15 protein-coding genes and 1 tRNA gene are annotated in these 21782 nt (G+C 66.7%); 4 read left to right on the top strand and 12 right to left on the bottom strand.

The window, feature by feature from the left end:
• Position 1: 1 nt before the first annotated feature.
• Positions 2–562 (bottom strand): MarR family winged helix-turn-helix transcriptional regulator, encoded by a 561-nt coding sequence (locus CYL12_RS17455; RefSeq protein WP_233486751.1) that lies wholly within the window; start codon positions 560–562, stop codon positions 2–4.
• A 126-nt stretch (positions 563–688) separates the two neighbouring features.
• Here CYL12_RS17455 and CYL12_RS13480 point away from each other — a divergent pair, with 126 nt between their 5' ends.
• On the top strand, positions 689–1378 hold the full coding sequence (locus CYL12_RS13480) for a MarR family winged helix-turn-helix transcriptional regulator (RefSeq protein ID WP_101848036.1): 690 nt from the start codon (positions 689–691) through the stop codon (positions 1376–1378).
• A gap of 217 nt (positions 1379–1595) precedes the next feature.
• Here CYL12_RS13480 and CYL12_RS13475 read toward each other — a convergent pair whose 3' ends face one another.
• Positions 1596–2243: a TetR family transcriptional regulator C-terminal domain-containing protein gene (locus CYL12_RS13475; RefSeq protein WP_101848035.1), complete on the bottom strand. Its 648-nt coding sequence runs from the start codon at positions 2241–2243 to the stop codon at positions 1596–1598.
• A gap of 72 nt (positions 2244–2315) precedes the next feature.
• On the opposite strand from CYL12_RS13475, the gene CYL12_RS13470 reads away from it, so the two are divergent.
• The gene (locus tag CYL12_RS13470; protein WP_101848034.1) at positions 2316–3251 is read left to right on the top strand and encodes an alpha/beta fold hydrolase; all 936 of its coding nucleotides are present in this window, start codon (positions 2316–2318) and stop codon (positions 3249–3251) included.
• On the opposite strand, the gene CYL12_RS13465 is transcribed toward CYL12_RS13470, so the two are convergent.
• The gene (locus CYL12_RS13465) at positions 3184–3657 is read right to left on the bottom strand and encodes a hypothetical protein (protein ID WP_101848033.1); all 474 of its coding nucleotides are present in this window, start codon (positions 3655–3657) and stop codon (positions 3184–3186) included. The two genes, CYL12_RS13470 and CYL12_RS13465, sit on opposite strands and share 68 nt — an antisense overlap.
• Position 3658: 1 nt before the next feature.
• On the bottom strand, positions 3659–4264 hold the full coding sequence (dcd, locus tag CYL12_RS13460; protein WP_101848032.1) for a dCTP deaminase: 606 nt from the start codon (positions 4262–4264) through the stop codon (positions 3659–3661).
• Between the two features lie 129 nt (positions 4265–4393).
• Here dcd and CYL12_RS13455 point away from each other — a divergent pair.
• A tRNA-Gly gene (locus CYL12_RS13455) sits at positions 4394–4467 on the top strand.
• A 140-nt stretch (positions 4468–4607) separates the two neighbouring features.
• Here CYL12_RS13455 and CYL12_RS13450 read toward each other — a convergent pair.
• The 4 genes from CYL12_RS13450 to CYL12_RS13435 form a co-directional block, all read right to left on the bottom strand.
• Positions 4608–5990, bottom strand: a complete 1383-nt coding sequence (locus tag CYL12_RS13450) for an FAD-binding oxidoreductase (protein WP_101848031.1) — start codon at positions 5988–5990, stop codon at positions 4608–4610.
• Positions 5991–6014: 24 nt separating this feature from the next.
• The gene (locus CYL12_RS13445; protein WP_101848030.1) at positions 6015–7406 is read right to left on the bottom strand and encodes an MFS transporter; all 1392 of its coding nucleotides are present in this window, start codon (positions 7404–7406) and stop codon (positions 6015–6017) included.
• 168 nt (positions 7407–7574) lie between these two features.
• The gene (locus CYL12_RS13440) at positions 7575–9080 is read right to left on the bottom strand and encodes a PucR family transcriptional regulator (protein ID WP_101848029.1); all 1506 of its coding nucleotides are present in this window, start codon (positions 9078–9080) and stop codon (positions 7575–7577) included.
• Positions 9081–9492: 412 nt separating this feature from the next.
• Positions 9493–12873, bottom strand: coding sequence for a DUF5979 domain-containing protein (locus tag CYL12_RS13435; RefSeq protein ID WP_158297193.1), 3381 nt, complete (start codon positions 12871–12873; stop codon positions 9493–9495).
• A gap of 322 nt (positions 12874–13195) precedes the next feature.
• Here CYL12_RS13435 and CYL12_RS13430 point away from each other — a divergent pair, with 322 nt between their 5' ends.
• Positions 13196–14575, top strand: coding sequence for a DUF1254 domain-containing protein (locus tag CYL12_RS13430; RefSeq protein WP_199399132.1), 1380 nt, complete (start codon positions 13196–13198; stop codon positions 14573–14575).
• A gap of 352 nt (positions 14576–14927) precedes the next feature.
• Here the strand turns inward: CYL12_RS13430 and CYL12_RS17240 are convergent, their stop codons facing one another.
• From CYL12_RS17240 to CYL12_RS13410, 4 genes are all read right to left on the bottom strand, one after another.
• Positions 14928–15761 (bottom strand): winged helix-turn-helix domain-containing protein, encoded by an 834-nt coding sequence (locus CYL12_RS17240; RefSeq protein ID WP_158297192.1) that lies wholly within the window; start codon positions 15759–15761, stop codon positions 14928–14930.
• Positions 15762–15882: 121 nt separating this feature from the next.
• Entirely contained in the window at positions 15883–17316 is a 1434-nt protein-coding gene (locus CYL12_RS13420; protein ID WP_233486750.1) for a sulfatase family protein, read from the bottom strand.
• A 24-nt stretch (positions 17317–17340) separates the two neighbouring features.
• On the bottom strand, positions 17341–18090 hold the full coding sequence (locus CYL12_RS13415) for a hypothetical protein (RefSeq protein WP_158297191.1): 750 nt from the start codon (positions 18088–18090) through the stop codon (positions 17341–17343).
• Positions 18057–21782, bottom strand: a complete 3726-nt coding sequence (locus tag CYL12_RS13410; RefSeq protein WP_101848023.1) for a right-handed parallel beta-helix repeat-containing protein — start codon at positions 21780–21782, stop codon at positions 18057–18059. Before CYL12_RS13410 ends, CYL12_RS13415 begins: the two co-directional genes overlap by 34 nt.

Below are 21782 nucleotides of genomic sequence, written 5' to 3'. Positions count from 1 at the left end.
GTCAGGCGCGCCAGTTGTCGGCGAGCTTGGTGAGCAGCCGTGCGAGCTCCGTCCGCTCCTCCTCGGTGAACGACTCCAGCGCGCGACCGAGCATCGCACGACGCTCTCCCCGCATTCCGCGGGCGAGGCGGCGCCCCTCGTCGGTCAGGGCGATCCGCGTGCGACGGGCATCGTCCGGATCGGCCTCGCGCCGCACGAATCCGGACTGCACCCCCTGTTGCACGAGCCGGGATGCCCGCGGCTGATCCACGCCGATCGCCTGGCCGAGGGCGCTCACGCTGAGCGGTTCCGGTGCTTCGGCGAGCGCTTCGAGCATGCGCATACGTGCCGGCCCCCCGAGACGGCCACCCGGGTCCGCCATCCAGGGCCGCATCCCCGGGTGCCCGCGGTGATGCGCGAAGTGCTCGCGCGGGTCTTCGTGGGGCCCGTGTCCGTGTGCACCGCGGGGCCCGCCGTGCTCGCGGCCGCCGGGTCCGGGTCGGCGTCCGCGCAGCCGGGAGAGCGCCTGCGCGATCGCTTCGGCGGCGTCGGGAGACGCGGGGTCGATCGGATCGGTGGCCATGCCCCGATTTTACATGCAGCTTGACATGCGTTCGGGTTCCATGTCACACTGCATGTACATGCACAGTGACATTGATATGTCGGATGACATCCGTCATCGGTGCACCACAGACCACGAAGGATCACCATGAACACCACTGCAGACAGCACTTCTGACAACACCTCCCGCCCGTTCGGTTTCTGGCTCAAGGCCGTCGACCGTCTGATGGCACAGGACTTCGCCACCGCTTTCGCCGCGGAGGGCGCGACCCGCCGCGACTGGCGGCTGCTGAACGTCGTCGACGGGTCGGTCCCCGCGCGCCGCCCGCTGAACCCGCACAAGCTGCACGCCCTCGTCGACCGCGGCTGGGTCGAGGCGGACGGCGACGGATGGGCGCTGACCGACGAGGGCCGCGCGGCGAAGGAGCGCCTCGGCGCCGCCGTCGACGGCATCCGCGCGAAGGTCGCCGAGGCCGTCTCCGCCGAGGAGCTGGCGACGACGCTCGCCGCGCTCGAGAAGATCGCCCGCGCCTTCGACTGGGACGAGGAGACTCCTCTCCCCCGCAAGCGACGCCCGGCGTTCGGCTTCGGCCACCGGGGCAGCTTCGGTCCCGGACACGTCGACCGCCGGCACGGCTTCGGCCCCCGGCCCGGTTTCGACCCCATCGACACCCCCTGCCACCACGACGGAGATGGGGACGACTCGCATCGCGGGCACGGTCGCCGCGACAGCCACACCCACTGCCACCACGGCCACGGCCATCGGGCGCAGCGGGTGGCGGAGCGCGCATTCGAACGCGGCTTCGACGCCGGATTCCGTCACGGCCACGCCGCCTGACCCCACCCCGGCGAGCGCCTCACCCACACCCGGGTGAGGCGCTTTTGCCCCCGAGCCCGGATCACTACGGCTCCCTCCCGAACTCCCTGCGGCACGTCTCTGATCCCGCACGCGAGGGCACTGCACACCCGGCGGTCGGTCGGGATCAGAAACGACCCGCCGAAGCGGAATCGCGGGGCGTTATCGATCCCGCACCAGGGCAGGGCGGGGACGGGGACTAGAACGAGAGGAGAGAGAGGGCTGTGGCGGGGGCGCCCGCGATGCGGAGGCGCGCGCGCATCGCGGTCGCCGCGAGCGCGTACGGCTTGTCGCTCCGCAGGAGCAGCGACCGCGCGTTGGCCTGTTCGTTCAGGGCGACGAGCTCGAACGCCAGGACCTCGACATCGGCCACGTCAATCTCCCCCGCCGCTGCCGCGAACCGCAGCTGGGCCTCGATGTACCCGTACCAGTCGACAAGGGCTGCCCGCACGGCATCGCTCACGGGACCGGGTTTGGAGTCGACGTCGGCCGCGGTCGCCGCGAAGAAACAGCCTCCGGTGAAGACGCGGTCCTTCGAGTAGACCAAGGCGTTGTGGAGGAGAGCCGCCAGGCGGTGCATTCCCCGCGGATGCGCGCGGGCGGGCTCGATGATCCGCTCGACGAAGATGTCCCGCGCGGCAGCGACCGTCGCGAGCTGCAGGCCTTCCTTACTCTGGAACAGCGTCGCGATGCTGCTCTTGCTCGACCCGGAAGCCGCGGCGAGGCGCCCGATCGTCACGCCGTCCAACCCGTCGACGGAGGCGAGGTCGGTCGCGCTCTCCAACACGACGCGACGGGAGGCATCGCCCCGCGCCCGCCGACCGTCCTGCACCACGGCATCCCTCATGCCCCTAGTATACGAACGATCGTTCGCCTACTATACGTATGATCGTTCGTATAGTTCGGTGAAGGAGCCCTCATGCCGTCCGCCCTCCTCATCCGCGCCCTTCCCGTCGTGGGCCGCGTCTCTCCCCGCCTCGCCGGCGACCTCGCCTATCGACTGTTCTTCTTCACGCGCCCACGGATGACCGTGCGTGCCGCCGACGCTGCCACCCACGACGACGCTCGCCGCGGGACGCTCCTCGTGCGCGGCATCCCCGTCACGACCTACACGTGGGGCACAGGTCCGCGCACCGTGCTGCTTCTGCATGGCTGGCGGGGCCGCACCTCGCAGTTCGCCCCGCTCGTGCGGGAGCTCGTCAGCGAGGGGTTCCGGGTCGTCGCTTTCGATGCTCCCGCCCACGGCGCCTCCGGCGGGCGGAACACCGACATCCGCGACTGGGTCGAGGCCGCGGAGCAGCTGGAGCGGATCCACGGGCCCTTCTCCGCCCTGGTCGGTCACTCCTTCGGGGGCCTCGCGGCGCTGACGGTTGCCCGGACGTCCGGCCCGGTCCCCGCCCTCGCGGTCGTCGCCGGCGCCGCAGCACCCGAGGCCTTCCTCGCCCAGTTCGCCCGCGACCTCCGGCTCGACATCCCCACCGCGGACCGACTCCGCACCCGCTTCCACCGCCGCCTCGGCCTGGACGCCGCCTCCGCCGCCTCCCAGTACGACGCTGCCGCGTATCCCCTTCCCGTCGAGACCGCGCTGCTCATCGTGCACGATCGGGGTGACCGGCGGATGACCGACCGGGACGCCCTCCGGCTGCACGCCGCCCACCGTGGCCGCTCCCGCCTCGTCCGGACGGTGGGTCTCGGCCATACGAAAGTGCTGTCGGCCGACCCGACCCTCGACGCGGTGGTCGCCCTCGCGACCGGAGGGCTCGACGCCGTCGATGCGCTCGGAACGGCTACACCGGCACCGGGAGGAAACCCGTACTCGGATCAGCAGCCGCGAACGGCAGCCCGACAGTGGTGATCAGCACCACGAACGTCACCACAGCTGCCGCGAGCAGCAGGAACAGGAAAACGAAGATCACGCCGGCGAGGACCCGGTAGCTGCCGGTCTCCGGCACCTCCGGAGCGATCGACCGCTGCGCCCAGTCGTCGGCAGCCGCTGCGGGCTGCTCCCCCTGGAGGATCGACGGCGTCGGACGGGATCGCTCCGAGCGGCGGGTCGGAGCCGGAAGCACCTCGCCCGCGGCGTCCGGTGCCGTCAGCAACCCCTCCGGAATCGGCGTCTCCGGCGGCGGGGGCGGGATCACGTCATCGGCGGACGGGATCACCGCGTCCGCAGGAGCGATCTCCGCCCCGACGGCGTCCGGCGCCGCTCCCTGATCGGGAGCGGCGGACTCGTCGGGGGTGGTCCCGCTCGCGTCGCCCATGTCAGCCTCCGACTGCTCCGATGTCGGTCACGCCCACGTCCGTACGGTGGAAGTTCCGGAACGAGCGGGACGCCGTCGGACCGCGCTGACCCTGGTAGCGGTTGCCGTAGGGACCGGAGCCGTACGGGTTCTCCGCCGGCGACGTGAGCCGGAAGAAGCAGAGCTGCCCGATCTTCATGCCGGGCCACAGCTTGATCGGCAGCGTCGCCACGTTCGCGAGCTCCAACGTCACGTGCCCGGAGAAGCCCGGGTCGATGAAGCCGGCCGTCGAATGGGTGATGAGGCCGAGGCGGCCGAGCGACGACTTGCCCTCCAGGCGTGCGGCGATGTCGTCCGGCAGGGTGACCTGCTCGAACGTCGCTCCCAGCGCGAACTCGCCGGGGTGGAGGATGAAGGGCTCGTCGGGGTCGACCTCGATCAGCCGCGTCAGCTCGGGCTGATCGACCGAAGGATCGATGAACGGGTACTTGTGGTTGTCGAACAGGCGGAAGTAGCGGTCCAGCCGGACATCGATGCTCGACGGCTGGATCATCTCCGGCGCGTGCGGTTCCAGGCCGACGCGGCCGGAGGCGAGTTCTGCTCTGATGTCGCGATCGCTGAGAAGCACGGCACAAGCCTAGTCATGTGCGGCCGCTCAGCCCCGCTCGGATGCCGGCATCCTGTGTCAGTGGTCGCGGCGCTTTGGCCATCCGGCCCGCGGCGGGTAGGCTTGCTCCACCTGCTCTCGGGCGGGTACGGGGCTGTAGTTCAATGGTAGAACTTCTGCTTCCCAAGCAGACAGCGCGGGTTCGATTCCCGTCAGCCCCTCCACAGTGTGACTTCCAAAGCTATCCCAGGCATTCTTGAGCTACTTCAGACCGAAGTCCTCGACCGATGCCTGAACGACCAGTAGCCAGGCTCGGTCGAAGCTGCGATACTCGCGGCTATCGCTCGATTCGCGGCTCAGACAGCTAGATGCCACGCCCCGGCGTGAGGATGCCGTGCGGGTCGAGCGCCCGCTTGATCGCGTTCTGCACCCAGATAGAACCTTCGTCGAGTTGCCATGCGAGTTCATGCCGCTTGACGGATCCGATCCCGTGCTCGCCGCTGATGGTTCCTCCGAGACGGAGAGCGAGACGAGTGATGTCGTCGATGACGGCTTCAGCCGCGTGGTGCTCGTCTGGGGTGTCTTCCGCCTCGACGGTCGGGTGGAGATTGCCGTCGCCTGCGTGAGCAACCGTGCTGATGCGTCGACCGTGCCGCTGAGCGATCTCTTCGATGCCGGTGAACACCGCGGCGAGTTCGCCAACAGGTACGCCCACGTCGCACGACACACGGAGGCCCTTCGCCGTCAGGGCCGGGTTCGCCAGACGGCGAGCTTCCAGGAGCCCTTCCCCCTCGGAGATCGCGACATCGGCGGCCCCACCGGCTCGGCAGAGGTCGAGGATGGCTTCTGCTTCCTCACGCGCGGTAGTGCCGACTGTCTGCCCGACAAGCAGCGCGGCGCCCGGGAGCTGCAAGCCGCTCGGTTGATACTGCTCGATGATCTCCACGCTCGCGGCGTCCATCAGCTCGAGCACGTCCGGGGTATGGGTTGACGCGACGATGGCAGAGACCGCCCGTCCCGCGTCGCCGATGTTGTCGAAGCTCGCCCGAAACGACTGCGGTGTGCCCGGTGGCACAGGTTCGAGGCGCACTGTCGCACGGGCGATCACACCGAGGGTTCCTTCTGATCCCGTGAACAAGCTCGTCAGGTCGTAGCCGACGACATTCTTTCGAGTGCGAGATCCGGTGCGGAGAATGCGCCCGTCGGCGAGGACCACTTCGAGGCCGGCGACGGCATCTCGTGTAACTCCGTGCGCGATGCATCGAAGGCCGCCGGCGTTCGTGGCGATGTTCCCCCCGATGGTCGAGGTCTGCGCGCTCGCGGGATCCGGGGCGAAGAACAAGCCGTGCTCCCGCGCCGCCCTGTCGAGGTCTGCGGTTATAACGCCCGCCTCGACGATGGCGAGACGGTTTACTACGTCGATCTCTACGATGCGATTCATGCCGTCAAGTGCGAGCACCAGACCGCCGGGGTACGCGACTGCGCCTCCGGACAGTCCGGTGCCCGCTCCGCGGACGGAGACTCGGACATCATTTCTGTGCGCCCACGAAAGCGCAGCTGCGACATCATCCGCGGATTGTGCCCGCACGACGGCGAGGGGGATCCCCTGCGCCGTCGCACGGGACGAGTCGCCCATGTAAGGAGCCATCTTTTCGGGATCCAGGATCACCCTCTCGCCTAGCGCCTCGACGAGTTCCGTGGCGAGGGGGACTTGCGCATCGATCACCTGCGTCGACTCCGGGTACATGTATTCCTCGATCCGGTCCGGTCGTTACTTCTGCCAGGCGTAGATGTGCTTCGCCTGCTGGTCCTCGTTCGCCGGGCTGAGGTCGATGCCCTTACGGTCGCGGAGCAGCAACGTCGCGATCAGCGAGATCACCGTGACGCCGAGCAGATAGAACATCACGTTGGTCGAGGATCCGGTTGTCGTCTGGATCCACTGGGCGATGGTCGGCGCGAATGCACCGCCGAAGATCGAGCCGATGGCGTATGCGATGGAGACCCCGGAGTAGCGGACGGATGCGGGGAACAACTCTGCGTACCAGGACGACTGGGCGCCGTAGGTAAAGCCCAATCCCAGGCCGAGGAGCACGATGCCGAGAGCGAGCAGCCCGAGACTTCCGGAGTTCACCAGCGGGAACAGCGTCACCACGAACACGCCCTGCACCAACCAACCGATGATGAAGGTGTTGCGACGTCCGATTCGGTCGGAAATCACCCCGGCGGCGAAGGTGGAGACGAGCCACGTCAGTGACGAAGCCGCAACTGCCCAGAGGATCGGGCCGCGCTCGAACCCGAGCGGCCCCTCAGGGTTCGTTGCATAGCCCTGGATGTAGCCACCGGTGGTCATATAGCCGACAGCGTTGTTGCCGACGAACACGAGAGCAGCGAGGAGAACCAGGGGCGTGAACCGCGCGAAGAGACGCGCTACGGGCACGGAGACTTGCTCTTTGCGTGCAGCGATCTCCTCGAACACGGGGCTTTCCTCGACACGACGACGCACCCAGTACCCGACGATGATGAGCACGATACTGAGGAAGAAAGGCACGCGCCATCCCCACTCAAGGAATGCATCTCCCGGAGCGATGGCTGCCATGATGCCGTTCACACCGCTGGCGAGGAGCAGGCCAATCGGCACGCCGATCTGAGGGAACGCTCCGAACAATCCGCGACGAGGCTTCGGCGCGTGCTCGACGGCCATCAGCACGGCGCCTCCCCACTCACCTCCCGCCGAGATGCCCTGCAGCACGCGGAGAAGGATCAGCAGAATCGGAGCCGCGGCGCCGATCTGCGCGTATGTCGGGAGAAAGCCGACCAGTGTCGTTGCGACACCCATGAGGATGAGGGTGAGGACGAGCATCGGCCGGCGCCCGATCTTGTCGCCGAAGTGACCGGCGAGGAATGCGCCCAGCGGGCGGAAGAGGAAGCTGATGCCGACGGTGACGAACGAGATGATCTGGGCGAGACCCGGGTAGTCCTCGTTGAGTGGACCGAAGAACACGGTGGCGAATACGAGTCCCGCTGCTTGCGCGTAGATGAAGAAGTCGTACCACTCGACGGTGGTGCCGACGACGGTTGCTACAGCTACTCGACGGCGGTCGTTCGTTTGTGAGATTGTGCCGGTCGGGGTGATTGCACTGGGAGATGCGTCTCGGGATGACATCTGACCTCCATGGTCAAGTGAAGTATCGAGCGCGGCTCTGCGCTCGATGCGCTGACTTCTGACGCGGCAGAAGGCAGCTGCGCTTACCGATCATCTCGCGTGGACGAGCGCAGCCAAATGGAGGAATGTGAGAGACGAGTGTCTTTGAAACTCACTTCTCAACCAAAGTCAATTGCGATGCAGTCGAAGCATCATCCACACCGCGAGACGGGTGTCAGCGTCGTCGAGGTTCACATCGAACATGACCGTCATCCGGCGAAGACGATAACGAAGAGAGTTCCCGTGCATGTGCAGCGCTGCAGCAGCGCCTGCGACATTCTGCCCGTTCTCCAGGTACGTCCGGAGGGTCGTCGCGTAGGACGTTCCGTGGGCTCGGTCATGCGCCAGTATGTCGTCGACCACCGGGAGGCTGATTCCGGATGCGCGCAGAGAATCTGCTGCATGATCAAGGACGATCTGCGCCCGCACCTCGGAGAATGGGGCGACGCCGGTGCCGCGGACTGATTGCCAACGAGCAGCCTCGAGGCTCTGCACTCGCCCTATCGTCGCGTCTTGAACGACCTCGCTTATCCCGACGGCGACGCTCTGGTTCAGGCTCTCCTTGGTTCGCTCCACGATGGCATCCGCCACCCCCCTGAGATCCTCGAACGAGACCGCAGCCACTGGCAAGAGCGCATAGACGACGCCGTCGACGAGCGCGCAGCCTCCGCGTCGTGGCGCGACGACAAGGCTCACGATTGAGGCAATCTGTTCCCGCAGGATCTCTTCTTCCGCGGTCAGGTCCCCCGCTGGCAGGGCGGCGATCACGGCGACCTCCGTGGGCGTGCTCTCGCCCAGTGTCCGTGCCCCGAGGAGGCGAGCCTGAACAAACGATTGGTTCGCTCGCCACGAGCCCCACGACTGGACGGATGAATACCTCATCAGATGCAGCGCGGCCGCACGTGCAGATGCGGCGAGAGCGCGATGCATGGAATCAGTGGCGTGCGGTGTGGCGATAATCACCCAGATGGAACCGAGGAACTTCCCGGATGCCCTCACCGTCGCGACGAGCCGCGGCAGTGTGCCGGGCGACTCGACCACTTGCACGGCACCGGCAGGCCACGCGCGCACTGCGCTATGGGTGGCAGCCATCGCCGCCGGCACCCGCCGCCCCAGGATTCCGTCGCGCCGAACATCGTCGATCAGTTGATCCGGCTGAGACGAGTAGGCGACGATCCGGCTGTAATCGTTCATGATCGCGACCGACCCACCAACACTCAGCGCGGTGGCTTCAGCCAGAGCGAAGAGGTCGCCGACGAAGTCATCGACTTCTTCGTCCGGCGGCACTTCGACGAGCGTCGAGAACCGCTGGAGGGCGAACTGCCAGCTCGTGTCCGCAGCCAGCTCGAGGACTGCGAGGCCTGAAGCAGCAAGTATCACCCGGAGGTCCTCAGCTTCGACGTCCCGGGCCCGTAACACCGCTGCGACCGCACCCGCTCGCCGGAAGCGTTCCAGAATGGACGTCGCGGAGCTCCCTTCGAGATGGGGCGGCACCATGATGAGGTCACCTTCACCGATGTCATCGAAGCTCTCAGGGACGATGACACGGAGGACGACGTGGTCGAGCGCGTCAGTAATGGTGGTGAGGGGTCTCACCATGTCGCCGAGCGCGTCCAAGAGTTCGCCGAACCTCATCTCGTCCTGATTCTCCCTCGCCGCGTCGCGTTGTGAGACAGACTATCGACCTCGTCAAAGACCTCCGCGCGGGTCTCACGAGGCCTGTCCCCAGTTCTATGTCATCCGGGCCTCGTCGTGCCCTGCTGGGGTTGCTGCCGAAAGAGTGCTGGCGCCGTTCCATCCGCCGCTCGCCCTGTCGCCACCGACGCCACTGACGATCTGCGCCACGAGCTCTCCGGCGGCACGGAATCCGTTGAGGTCTCCGATGCACGTCTGTTCTCTAGTCGCGGCGAGCAAGGACCGTCGCGCCCCTAGCCTCATGGTTAGGTGCAGAACCGAGGCTCTCTAGATCAACGACGCTCACCCCAGCGGTTGATGTCCGCGCTGGCGAGCAGACATCTCGAGGCCAGACACACTGCGCGACGGATCGTCAGATCCGCCCTCGTCGGCGGATCGCGAGGTAGGTGCCGAGTAGTACGGCGGCCAGGGCTCCGAGGATGACCAGTGGCGAGAACGGCTCCCCACCGGTGGAGGGCAGTTGCCCATCCGAGCCGTCATCGCCGTCACCGCCACCGTCGTCGCCCCCGCCACTGCTGTTGGCGGTGTTGGTGAGGAGGAGCTCTGCGACGCCGAGGTCGCGGGAGACAGTGGTGGGGAGCGCGACCCGACCGTCCTCATCGGGAGTGAGGATCTCCCCCTCGACGCTCCACTGCGGTGTCGACCAGGTGATTCCTGGCACGGCGGGAGGTGTCGCTTCTCGGACTTCGAGGACGGTTCCGACTGAGAAGTAGGGCGAGTAGATGGTCTCTCCTGGTTCGATTTCGACACGCGACTGGGGGACGTCGTCGGCCCACCAGTCGAAGGCGAACGTGGTGCCAGGCGGGAGGGAGTCGGTTCCCTCCACTCGCTTGGTGAGCGCCCACCGTGTCAGTTCGACGGCGGTGTTGGTGACTTCGAGCTGCGGCGCATCACGCAGTCCGATGATGAGGCTGCTTTGGGGCGACCAGGTTGCCCCCGCCCATTCGAAGTTCTCGGGGAGCGCCGTATCTTCGGGGTCTGGTTCGGCGAGTTGGATCGTCGTTCCCAGCGGGAAGGTCACCGGCTCGCCGGACGCGTCGAGAGGGCTCGCCGGTGTTCCGTCCGTGGGCACCGCGATGGTGCCGGTAACTGGCTCGCTCTGCCCCGGGAGGTGTGCGGTGTACTCGATGGTGAACGAGTCCGCACGGACCTGGTCTGGGTCGATGCCGAAGAGGCTTTTGCTGACGGAGAAGGTCCCCGTCAGTAGCGTTCCGCTGTTCGTCAACGTCGCGCCGACGACCGTTTCCCCGCCTTGACCGATCACGAGCTGCGTCGGGTCGAAGACCCTTCCCTCCCATCGCAGCCGCGACCGGGTGGGTGCTGCGAGCTCGTCGAAGGTGACCGTGGTCCCGAAGGGGAACAGGATCGGCTGGCCGGTGTCGTCGAGGGGGCTGCGCGGTGTGCCGTCACCGGGGACGCGCACGGTGCCGGTCTGGGTCTCCCCGGTGGGAAGCACCGCGGTCCATCGGACGGTGAACTCCAGCCCGCTCGGGATACTCCCGGCGGGGATGCCGGCGAAAGCCTTCGCCAGCTCGAACGTTCCCGCCCGCTCTTCGTTGGTGATGTCGATCAGGATGTCACCGCTGGCCGGCAGCGGGATGTCGACGATTGCCGATTCCAGCGGCCCTGCGCCCTCGAAGTTCTCAGGCCGGTACTGCGTCGTCTCGCCGTCGATGGTCACAGTGATGACGGGCGGCAACCAGCCGGCGGCATCGACCGGGTCCCCCTGATACGTGGGCAGGAGCTCGGCGAGTTGCAGCGTGTCGGCACCGGATTCGACATCGTCGAGAGCTGCAGGGTCTCCGACAGGGAGCGTGAGCTGCGTGCGCGTTCCCGGCGGGTCGGTGTTGTAGGACACGGCGTACTCGTAGCCGGTGTCGGACGCCCCACCCTCGACGGATTTGACGATGGTGATGGACCGCTCAGCGGTGGCCGGTGTGATGGCGTTCACGAGTTCGACGGCAACGGTGCTGGTGGTTCGAATGATGAAGATGCGTCGTGGCGACCAGGACGCGCCAGCCCATTCGTAGCCGTCTGGCGGGTCGATGCCCGTCAGGTCTTCGGAAAGGGTGATGACCGTTCCGACGGGGAAGGACACGCCCACGTCGATGACGGTCGAATCGAACGGCACATCCAGAGTCCCGCTGCCGATCTGTTCCCCGCGGAATGTCGCCGTCCACGTGACCGGAACGGTCGCCTGGGAGGGCGCTCCCGGGCTCCCACCGGAGACGTCGTCGATGGACTTTCTGATGCTGAACGTGCCCAGCTGCGCGGTGGCCGTGTTGGTGATGACGACCTTCGCGGTCCCCGCGCCGATGGTCAGCGGGTTCGGATCGATGACCGGCTCGCCCCACTCCCAGCCGGGGACGCTCTCCGGTTCGATCTCAACGAACTCGACCGTGGTACCCAGCGGGAACTGCTCCTCGGCGAGCACGGGGCTCCCGTCGGCGGGGACCTCGAGCGTTCCCACCGAGGTCTGCCCGTCCGGGTCCGTGGCGACATAGTTGAGCGTAAACGTCGCCCCCTCCGGGAGGTCTTCCGGGGCGATGCCGGACAGCTCCTTGCGGATCGCGAACGTGCCCCGGTCGGCGGCGCAGGTGATCTCGCTGGCGAAGAGGAAGGAGTGCGTCTCGCCGCCCAGAAGCGTCACGTTCCTGCCGATGACCTGGCCGTCGAGGGGCGCGGCATCGACCGTCACGGAGGCCTCGGGAGCGTAGATGGAGCCGTCGATGCGTGCTTCCGCCGCACGCACGGTGACGTCGCCGGTGAGCTGCGACAGGTCCCACATGATGTACGGGGAGTACGCGCCCTGCGGGTCCGCGCGTGCGCCGATCACCTCCGTGGTCCCCGCAGGCACACGGATGACCAACGGGTTGGAGACGCCCGGCGTCGGCCCAGGAGAGAACTGGATGAGAGCGGTTCCGGCGATGTCGGCGTAGTCGACGATGTTGGGCTGGTCGGCACTCAACGGCGCCAGCACCACACGGCTGCCGACATCCTCGGCCACGGTGACGGGGTACCCGATCCCGGTGGTCGGGTCGGCGATGTCGGCAAGGCACGTCTGCGCCTGCTGCCAGGACGCATCCCGGTTCGCTTCGACGTAGTCGGCGACAGCGGTGGCGGAGGTGTTGACGGTGTAGATGCTCCCGCCTCCCGCGGCGCCCGTCGGCGGTGCGGCGTTCGCGGGATACCGCTGATGGGTCGCGTCGATCAGCGGTGTCTGGTCGGCGTTCGCCGGATTCTGGTTCAGCCGCAGCCAGTTCGCGCGAGCGAAGGCCTGCCAGGGCCCGTCCCGTTGCACCATCTTCAGGTCGCCCAGCAGGCTCGGCTCCGTGGTGCCCGCGCTGGTGATCGCCAGGATGCCGGTGCTCTCGGGGCTGTAACGGCCGACGAGGAACCGTGTCGGGTCGCCGTCGACCACCGGCAGGTCGTAGTCACCTGTCCCCGCAGCGACATGCACGATGGTGTACTGGCTCGCGCTGGCCGGCGCGACGGTCGCCGTCCCGCCGACGGCGATACTGCCCTCCGTCTCCTGGTTCCGTATCAGCGCGTCCTCCCGCGCATACACGGTGAACCCGCCCCCGATAGCGAACGGGTTCACCGTCTCCGGATAGTCGGCCGCCGCCGGCGCTGGCACAGCCACCGCCATGACCACCGCACCCGCCACCGCCAAAGCCCCGGCAGTGACGAACGCAGCAAAGCGTCGGAGAATCGGATGCGCGCGGTCGGCCACGAGTGCCCCTCTCCCCGCCCGACACCCCCTGCATCGGGCCAGTGAACCTCAGTACACCAGGTCGCGTCACGGAAAGACACCCTCGTCCCTCGCGGGCCGAAACGACCACCCGCGCCGGCCGAGCAGGTCGGGCGGTCGCAAAAGGCGAGAAACCGCGTCCCCCGCGCGTTCTACGGCTGCCGAGGCGGAGGGGAGTCACCCGGGTGAATCTCCTCTCGCTCCCGCGCGGTGCTCTCCACGGACACCTATGGTCAATGGCAAGACCGGTGCCTCTCCGCGCGCGGGGAGAGCATTCCGACCGCAACCGAAAGCAGGAACGGCCGTGGGCAAACTGGAGCGAGAGAATCTGGCACTGCCGACCGGCACTTCGGCATTCGAGCCCTCCTTCCTGTCCACCGTCGCGCAGTTCGCCTACGTGTGGGGCTATCCGATGGTGAACATGATGAACCGTCGCCTCCGACTGGGGGCAGCGCCCGAACCAGGTCGCCTGGGCGGGGTCCTACCCGCATCGCCTGTCGGACAGATCGCGATGCTGAACGACTACATCGAACCCGCGGAGCGATTCATCGCCTGCCCGAACCAGGATGTCGTGTACGGGTTGGGGTTCTTCTCACTCGACGAGCAGCCCGTGGTGGTGCAGGTCCCCGACTTCGGCGACCGGTTCTTCGTCTACGCGTTCTACGACGCCCGCACCGACCAGTTCGGCGAACTGGGCTCGCTGTATGACAGCGCACCAGGTCACTACCTCCTGGTTGGTCCCGAGTGGACCGGCGAGGTCCCTCGGGGCATCACCGATGTGTTCCGCAGCCCCACTGCGCTCGCCAACGCGATCCCTCGCATTTTCATGGACGACACCGACGAGGATCGCGCCGCGATCCAACCGGTGGTGAACCAAGTCATGGTCTATCCGCTGACCGAGTTCACCGGTGAGATGCGCTCGAAAGATTGGGCCGACGTGCCGTCGTTCGACGCGGGCCCTAGCGCCGGTGGCGGCGAGACGAAGTGGGTGCGCCCCGAGACGTTCTTCGACCAGCTGGGCGAGGTGCTCCGCACGACCACCCCACTGCCCGGCGAGGAAACGCTGTACGCACAGTTCACCGCGATGCTGGAGGCGGGTGCCCGCGACCCGGAAATCCGCGCCGGCATCGACGCCGCGTTCCAGGCCGCCGACGAATCCTTCGTGCCGAACGCGATGAAATGGCGATACAACGGCAAGGATGCCGGCAACGGCTGGAACCGGTCAGTACACAACTCCCAGTGGGGATTGGACTACCTGAACCGGGCCGCAACAGCGCGGTCGAACATGTTCGAGAACCGGCCGAACGAAACCCAGTATTTCTACACCGATACCGACTCTGAGGGTCAGCAGCTCACAGGGTCCGCCAGCTACTCCGTGACGTTCGCGGCCGGCGATCTTCCCCCGGTCGACGGTTTCTGGTCGTTGACGATGTACGACGACGACCACTTCTTCTACCCGAACGACGTGCGACGGTACTCGCTCGGCACGAAGAACAAGACGCTCACCTACGCCGAAGACGGCTCGCTGACGCTCTACGTCGGGCACGCATCGCCGGGCGCGGAGCTGGAGAGCAACTGGCTCCCTGCCCCGGATGCAACTTTCTCGCTGTATCTGCGCGCCTATGGAGGCGAGCCGGGCATCACCGAGGACTCCTGGGTGCCGCCTGTCGTCACTCGCCTGTAGATCAAGCGCGCGATCCTCCGAGCGGGGGCCGCGCATGACGGCGCCACGAGCTGACGAGGCGTCTGCCGAACCACTCCCCCTCGGCGGGCGCCTCGGAACAGCTTTGGAAGTGACATCCCCTTGTGACTTCCACAGCTCATCCAAACGTTCTGCAGCGACTTCAGACGGGGGTTTCAGAACATCGAGCAGGCAGGTCGTGGGTACCGCCCGCCCAGCGTCGCTCTGTCCCGCTCGATATCCTCAGCTCGTCGAGCACACGGCGAGAAGTCCCTCACCGCCTTTGCTAGCAACTCGTCTCATCCACGCGCGGCACGCCAAGGAGAGGCTGGCGTCCGTCCTTTTGTCACCCTGGCTACTGCTCCGGTCGGAGTGCGACGGCCAACGCCGCGGCACGGGCGACCGAGTCGTCGAGGTCGCTGACGGACACGCGCACGTGAGGGCTCCGCACCGCACTCCTCATCATGCCCGCCAGGCGCCGGGCATGCTCCCCGCTGACGATGACCTGCGGAACCCCGAGAGCGGTGGCGAGGACTGCCAACGACGGGGCGAGCTCCTCCAAAGACCACGTCGAGGACGATAACCGGCCCGCGCCTGCCGGCCGTTCCAGGAGAACGCCCGCAGCGTCGCACTCCCGCACAGCGACGGCGACATCGGCGCCGGCTTGTATGAGCACCAGGCTTCCCCCGCCGCGCTCGCCGAGGAGGTATTCGATGTCGGCAGCGAGGTCGGCGGGGTCGAAGACATGGACGGGGACGCGCACAGCCCGTCGGACTTCTTCGACGACCTCCGCGTGGCTTGAGGCCGCGATGACGATAGCGACGAGGTTCCCACCCGCCTGGCCTTCGACCTCTCCAATCATCTCTATGACGTCGGCTGGACGACTGCCGCCGTGGCCCCAGGCTCGACGGTGCCGGTGCAGTACGTTGCCGCCGGGGGTGGAGAGTGCCGCGTCCAGGTGCCGTGGATCGCTCAGGTCGACGATGATGACCTGAGCGCCGGACGGGTGGAAGGCGAGATGCGTGCCGGGTCGGCCCGGACCTACGCCTTTCGATGCGTCAGCCTCGACGATGACGTGTTCCTCGAGCAGGTCGCGCACCACCTCCGACACGGTCGGCCGGGATAGCCCCGTCAGCCGCGCGACGTCGGCGCGACTAGCGGGGGCGTGGCGCAGCATCGCGCGCAACACGAGCCCACGACTCTCCCGCCGCACCGGCCGTGTCGCCAGCCGTGGCGACGGAGGGGGTGCGGCAGGGCTCTCAGCGGGGTCAGGCCCCATTGCCGCCCCAGGCGAAGCGGCAGTGGTCATGTCACCGACTGACCCGCTCGGGGATCGGCTGCGATGGATGCGGGGTGTCCCCCAGCTCGGCCTGCAGCGACCAGAGGACTGCCTTCAACTCTTCCCGCTGGTCCCGATATGCAGGCTCGTGGTAGACGTTGCGGAGCTCCTCCGGATCCTCCACGAGGTCGTACATCTCCCACTCCGGCGGGTAGACGAACGGCGACGAACCGGGCAACCCCATCCCATCGTTGTAGAAGTAGATCAATTTGTGCGTTTCCGTGCGGACGCCGTAGTGAGCGAGGGCATGGTGGTTCGCGTCGTCGTTTTCGAAGTACCGGTAGTACATCGCATCACGGGTGGGCTTGTCCGGGGTATCCGTGAGTTGCGGCCAGAAACTCACCCCCTGCATGCGCGGGTGCGGCTCCAGGCCGGCAGCGTCGAGAATGGTCTGCGCGAAGTCGACATTCGTGACGATCTGTTCGATGGTGCGCCCGTGGTCGCTGATTCGAGAGGGGCAGCTGACGAGCAGGGGCATACGCAGCGACTCGTCGTACATGAAGCGTTTGTCGAACCATCCGTGGTCGCCGAGGAAGAAGCCCTGGTCGGACGTGTACATCATGAGCGTGTCGTCCAAGACGTTGTTGTCGCGCAACCAGTCGATGACCCGCCCGACGTTGTCGTCGACGGACGCCACGCAGGCGAGGTAGTCCTCCATGTATCGCTGGTACTTCCAGAGTGCGGCCTGCTCGTAGGTGAGGTCTTCCGGCGGGCTCTGTTTGAGATCCGTCAGGGTCAGGTGGTCCGCGATGCGCATCGCGGCCCGGTGGGCGGCCGACGAGCGCGTGGCGTAGTCGTCGTCGAACGTGTCCGGGACGGGGATCGGGTTCGTGAACATCCCCTTGTGCTTTTCATCCGGTTCCCAGGGGCGATGCGGGGCCTTGTGATGGATGAGGATGCACCACGGCTCGTCACCGGGCAACGACTCCAACCATTGGAGGGAAAGATCCGTGATGATGTCGGTGGCGTAGCCCTCAACGATCTCCACTCCATCCGAGGTCAGGATCTGCGGGTTGAAGTACTCGCCCTGATCCCGGAGCACCGCCCAGTAGTCGAAGCCCTCCGGGTCATGTCCGGGCCCCTCACCCATGTGCCATTTCCCGACGAGGGCTGTGCGATACCCCGCTTCATGCAGCTGTGTGATGAATGTCGGCTGGCTGGCGTCGATGGGCGTCTCCAGGGTGGTGACGCCGTTGATGTGGCTGTATGTTCCCGTGAGAATCGACGCCCGGCTGGGGGTGCAGAGCGCGTTGGTGCAGAAGCAGTTATCGATCCGCACCCCGTTGTCGGCGATCTCGTCGATACGAGGGGTCGCGTTGACGACAGAGCCGTATGCGCCGATGGCGTGCGATGCGTGGTCATCCGTGAGGATGAGGACGATGTTGGGGCGTTGCTGGGCAGTCACTGCTGGCCTCTCCATTCCTTGGGGTCATCGTGGGCGCGCCGCGTCGATGCGGCGAGTCAGCTCGGCGAGGAACAACTCGTCAGCGAGTTGCGCGGCGGCCGCCTGCGTCACATCCTCGAAGGGGTCCACACCGGCCTCGGTCCGCGAGAGACATCGGATCTCCGCGGTCGTGCCGTCGCGGCGTGTCACCATCACCTGCTCCCCGGCCTCCAGCAGGAGGGCCGAGGACACGACGGTGTCATCACTCTCCTGCAGGGTACGGACCGTCGTCTCGTCGATGTGGAGCTCCGTTGATGCCCGGGCGCGGCCGCCCTCCCATTCCGTCACCTGCACGACGAGCACGTCCTGACGCGCGAAAGACTCGAGGTTCTGCTCGTAGAACTCCCGGACGTCGTCGTGACCCAACTCGGAACGGATCGACGAGACGACGAGTTCGATGGTGGTGTCCACCTCGCGCTCGTACGCCTCCCAGGAGGATTGTCCGCGCGGCCCGGTCTGACCCGACTCCGGCTGCTGCAGAGCGTCGACGGTGACGGGCTCCCTCAGGTCGAGTTCCGCCGCCCAATCGAAGACCACGATGTCGTGGAGCTGCTGCTGCGGAGAGGCGTCCGGCTCGCCGGCTCGCTCATAGATCGCGTGCACCGCGGACCCCGAGGAGCTCAGTGGCGGCTGCGCGGAGCACCCACCACTGAACACCAGGGCTCCGCCGATGAGCGCGACGATAACGCCCTGCCGTGCCTTCATGTTCTCGAGCGGCGTGCGTGGAGACGCCACCCGACGATGATCGTCAGGGCGGCACCGACAAGCAGGATCAGCGGAGCGTTCGATCCCGTCTGAGCGAGAGCCGCGACGGCGGCAGCCGAATCGGCGGATAGGGCGGCGCCCGTCGGAGCCACCTCTCCTCCTGCCTCTGAGGAGACGCCATCTGAGGTGCCACCGCCCGTCGACTCAGCGGGGGCGAACTGCACCGCTCCCACCGTGATCCCCTCAGGCTCGAGGACCCGCGCCGTGTCGGAAGGAAGCGCGGCGCCGCGGAAATCGGTGTCGTAGGTGACGCCGCCGATCTCCGGAAGGTTCCACGCGGCCACCATGTCGATGCTGGTGTTTTGACGCGCCACCGCGTGGATCTCCGTCGGGGAGAGATCGCGTCGATCGGTCACCGTCCCGTCGTAGTGGGCGACCAGCTCGGCCAAGGTGACCCCGGCTCCCCGGAGGGCAGAGTCCTCCGCCGGTGTGTACCCATCGAAGCTGGTGCCCACATTAGCGCCCGTGCGCGGGCTGGAGATGTCGATGTTCGCGGGTGCGTCACCGATCTCCGGGAGCCCGAGGTCTCCTGTCACGGCCTGTTCTTCCTCCGCGGGTGCGGTGATACCACCGGCATACGCGTTGTTGTAAAGACGCACCTGGGAACGCATCGTGGCTGCCTCACCAACGTAGAACGGCTGCCCTTCCGGGTAGTGGAAGACGTTGTTGAAGATGAAGACCTCGCGGTTGCCGGTTCCGGCTGCGGAGTTGGCAAGATCCAGCACGCCTCCACGGGGTCCGCGCAGGAGCGAGTCCGAGAAGATGGTGTTGTTGTAGATCATCGTCCCGGCGGCCGTTCCGCGGGAGAACTCGAAGGTCTTGTCCGCGTCGTTCTGGCTGATGTTGTACCGGATCGTCGGTGCCGTGTGCGGGAAGCCGTTCATGATCAGCATGAACCCACCCTCGTTGTCGTGCGAGTAGTTGTACTGCATGACCGAGTAGGACGACACGTGGTCGGTGTCCAGGCCCTGCCCATCCTGAACACCGTGAGTGTGGGACACGTTGTACTGGATGACCGTGTTCGTGGCTTGGAAGGGCCAGATACCTGCGTTGTAGCCGGTGTTCTGGTACCGGGCGTGCTGCACGAGGTTGTACTCGATGAGCGCACCATCCGCATCGCGCACGGTGATGCCATCCCCACCGGTGTACCGGATCTGGTTGTCGCGGAGAACGATACCGGTTGACGGGTACCAGAACAGCGGGACGTTCGGGGAGTTCTGTGCGGACTGGTTCGCCCAGCTGGAGCTCACGAGTTTGATCCCGGAACGGTCGACGCGTTCGATGACGTTGTCGGCGATGAGGATCCCGTCGAACTTGGTGGGCACTCCGCGGAGTTCCCCGCCTTCGATTGCTGCACCGATGTCGAAGAAGATGCCGCCGTTCCACTTGGAAGACAGGTTCCCGTTGATGTCGTGGATGTGCAGGTCCGTCAGGGAAATGTCCGAGACGACACCGAAGTCACGCGCGGAGACGTTCACGGCGCGCAGGTTCTTCTCCTGGTTCGTGCTCGTGTTCAGGCCGAAGCGGCTGTCGTGGCCGGGATGCAGGTTGGTGATCTCGAGCCCGCTGATGCTCACATGCTCCTGGTTGAAGAGGGAGATGACGTTCTCGACCTCTCCGGCACCGTCGAGGCGCGGCCGTGGGCCGTCCCCGTACGCGCCGACCTCGATGGGCGCGTTCGCGGAACCCGAGCCCTGGAAACGGAGTGCCGCGTCGTCTCCGCTGAAGACGCTGCCTCGCTTGAGGAGGATGCGGTCACCGGGCCCGAACGCTCTGTTCAGGGCGCTGAAGGATGCCCAGGCGGTGTCAGCGGAGGTTCCGGCGTTGCTGTCGGCTCCGCCCACCGGGTCGATGTAATACGTCGTCGGGGCGAGCGCTGTTGAAGTGAAGTTCGCAGTGAGGACCACGTCCGCCGCCGCATCCTTCGGGATAGTGAAGCCCTCCGCGGGGACCGGGGCACCCTGCCAGGACAGGCCTTGGAGGAGATGCGCTCCCTTCGGATATGCGTTCCACGTCACCGTGTCTCCGGCAGAGGCGGTGTATCGGGACAGGACGACCGCGCCGGCTGTTCGCTCGGCGTCTGCGACCCCATCCTTCGAGATCTCCACGCTCACTTCGACCTGCACGGGAGTCCGGAAAATCGTCAGGTTGTCGACGGCGATGGATGAGCCCGCCGTCATGTTGATGACGCCCGCACCCGCGCCGAGTCCCGACCACTCGGCGGTGTCGTTCGCACTGTCGACGTTCACGTACGACAGGAGTGGGGAACCGTCCACGGTCACCGAGACGGTGTCGTCGGTCACATCGATCGACACGCGCCGGGTCGTCTGGTCGAACACGAACCCTGTGCTCGCGAGCTCCACATTGGCACCCGCATCGATCCGGCGCAGAAGCGCCTTCGAGCCGTTGAGCGCCAAGACGTAGCGGGACTCCATACCGGCGCCGCGAAACGCGATCTGGGCCGTGCCGGCGACGGTGTCGGCCTTTCGGATGTCCGCCTCGATCCTGTAGGCCTTCGGGTTCGCCCAGCTGCTCGAATGCACGAAGGCTGACGCTGTACCGGTGGTGGGCGCGAGGACCAACGCCTCATCCTCGACACGCACCGCAGCCTCGCCCTGGATGTCGTAGTCGTTGTTGGCGTTCAGGGCCCCGGTGAAGTCATCACGGAACAGCAGGTTGGGGTCGGCGGGCTCGGTCACGAACGTGGCGATGATGACGACGCTGCCGGTCTTGTCGTCGAGGGTGAACCGGTTGTCGCTGATGGTCAGGAGCCCGTCCGTGCTGGTCATCGTGTCTGCACGGAGGGAGACGTAGCCGTCGAAGATGTACCCGGGTCGTGCGGCGAACGTCAGCGTCACACCGTCCCCGGCGTTCCCTGATGAGCGGCTCGCCGTGAGCGTTCCGCCCGCTGTCTCGGTCGAGGAGTCGCGTACACCGTTGGTCTCGGTTGCGACATCCACGGTGTATTCGCCCACCGCTTCCGTCTCGTCGGTGGTGACGACGATGTTGTCGATGCTGTAGTCCTGGTTGGGGAACTGGCTGGCCACGACGATGCGGCCCGCGGCAGCGTCGGCCATGTCGGCGTCGACGGTGTCCAGGAGCACCTGGCCACCGACGCTTGCCCGCACGCGGTCGCCGTCCACACTGATCTCCACGCGGTGGGCGTTTCCGCCGGTGTTGACAGGGAGGCTCACCGCTGCCGGCGCATCGAGGAGCGTCGTGGCCCCCTGCACGACCCGTTCGAACGCGAGGCGACTCTTCGGGGCGTCGTAGGTCACCTGATAGCGGGACGCGGCGCCTTCCGTGGCGAAGAAGCCGAACTTGATGGCGCTGTTCGTGTTGCCGGCGTGGATGAAGAGGTCGAGGCTGAGGGTGAAGTCTCGGGCGGCGATGACGTCTTTGGTGAGAATGCGGTTTTCGGGCCCGCTTCCTTTCACGTTCACCATCCCGCCGGTGTAGGTCACCTGGGAAGCGGCATTCGCCGTGGTCACGTTCCAGTGGGCGCCGTCGCCCGCGGCGAAGTCGTCGCTGAAGACGGTGCGGGCCGGGGCCTGACTTTCGGCCGCGACCGCCACGGCAGCAGACGCGGGAGCGGTGAGACCACTCCCGCTGAAGGCGATTGCGAGGGACACCGCGATTGACGCCCTGATCGTTCTGTTCAT

It is taken from the genome of Zhihengliuella sp. ISTPL4, from assembly GCF_002848265.1.
Classification (GTDB): Bacteria; Actinomycetota; Actinomycetes; order Actinomycetales; family Microbacteriaceae; genus Microbacterium.
Note: the sequence above shows the minus strand (reverse complement) of the source record. Positions and strands in the feature narration are given on the sequence as shown.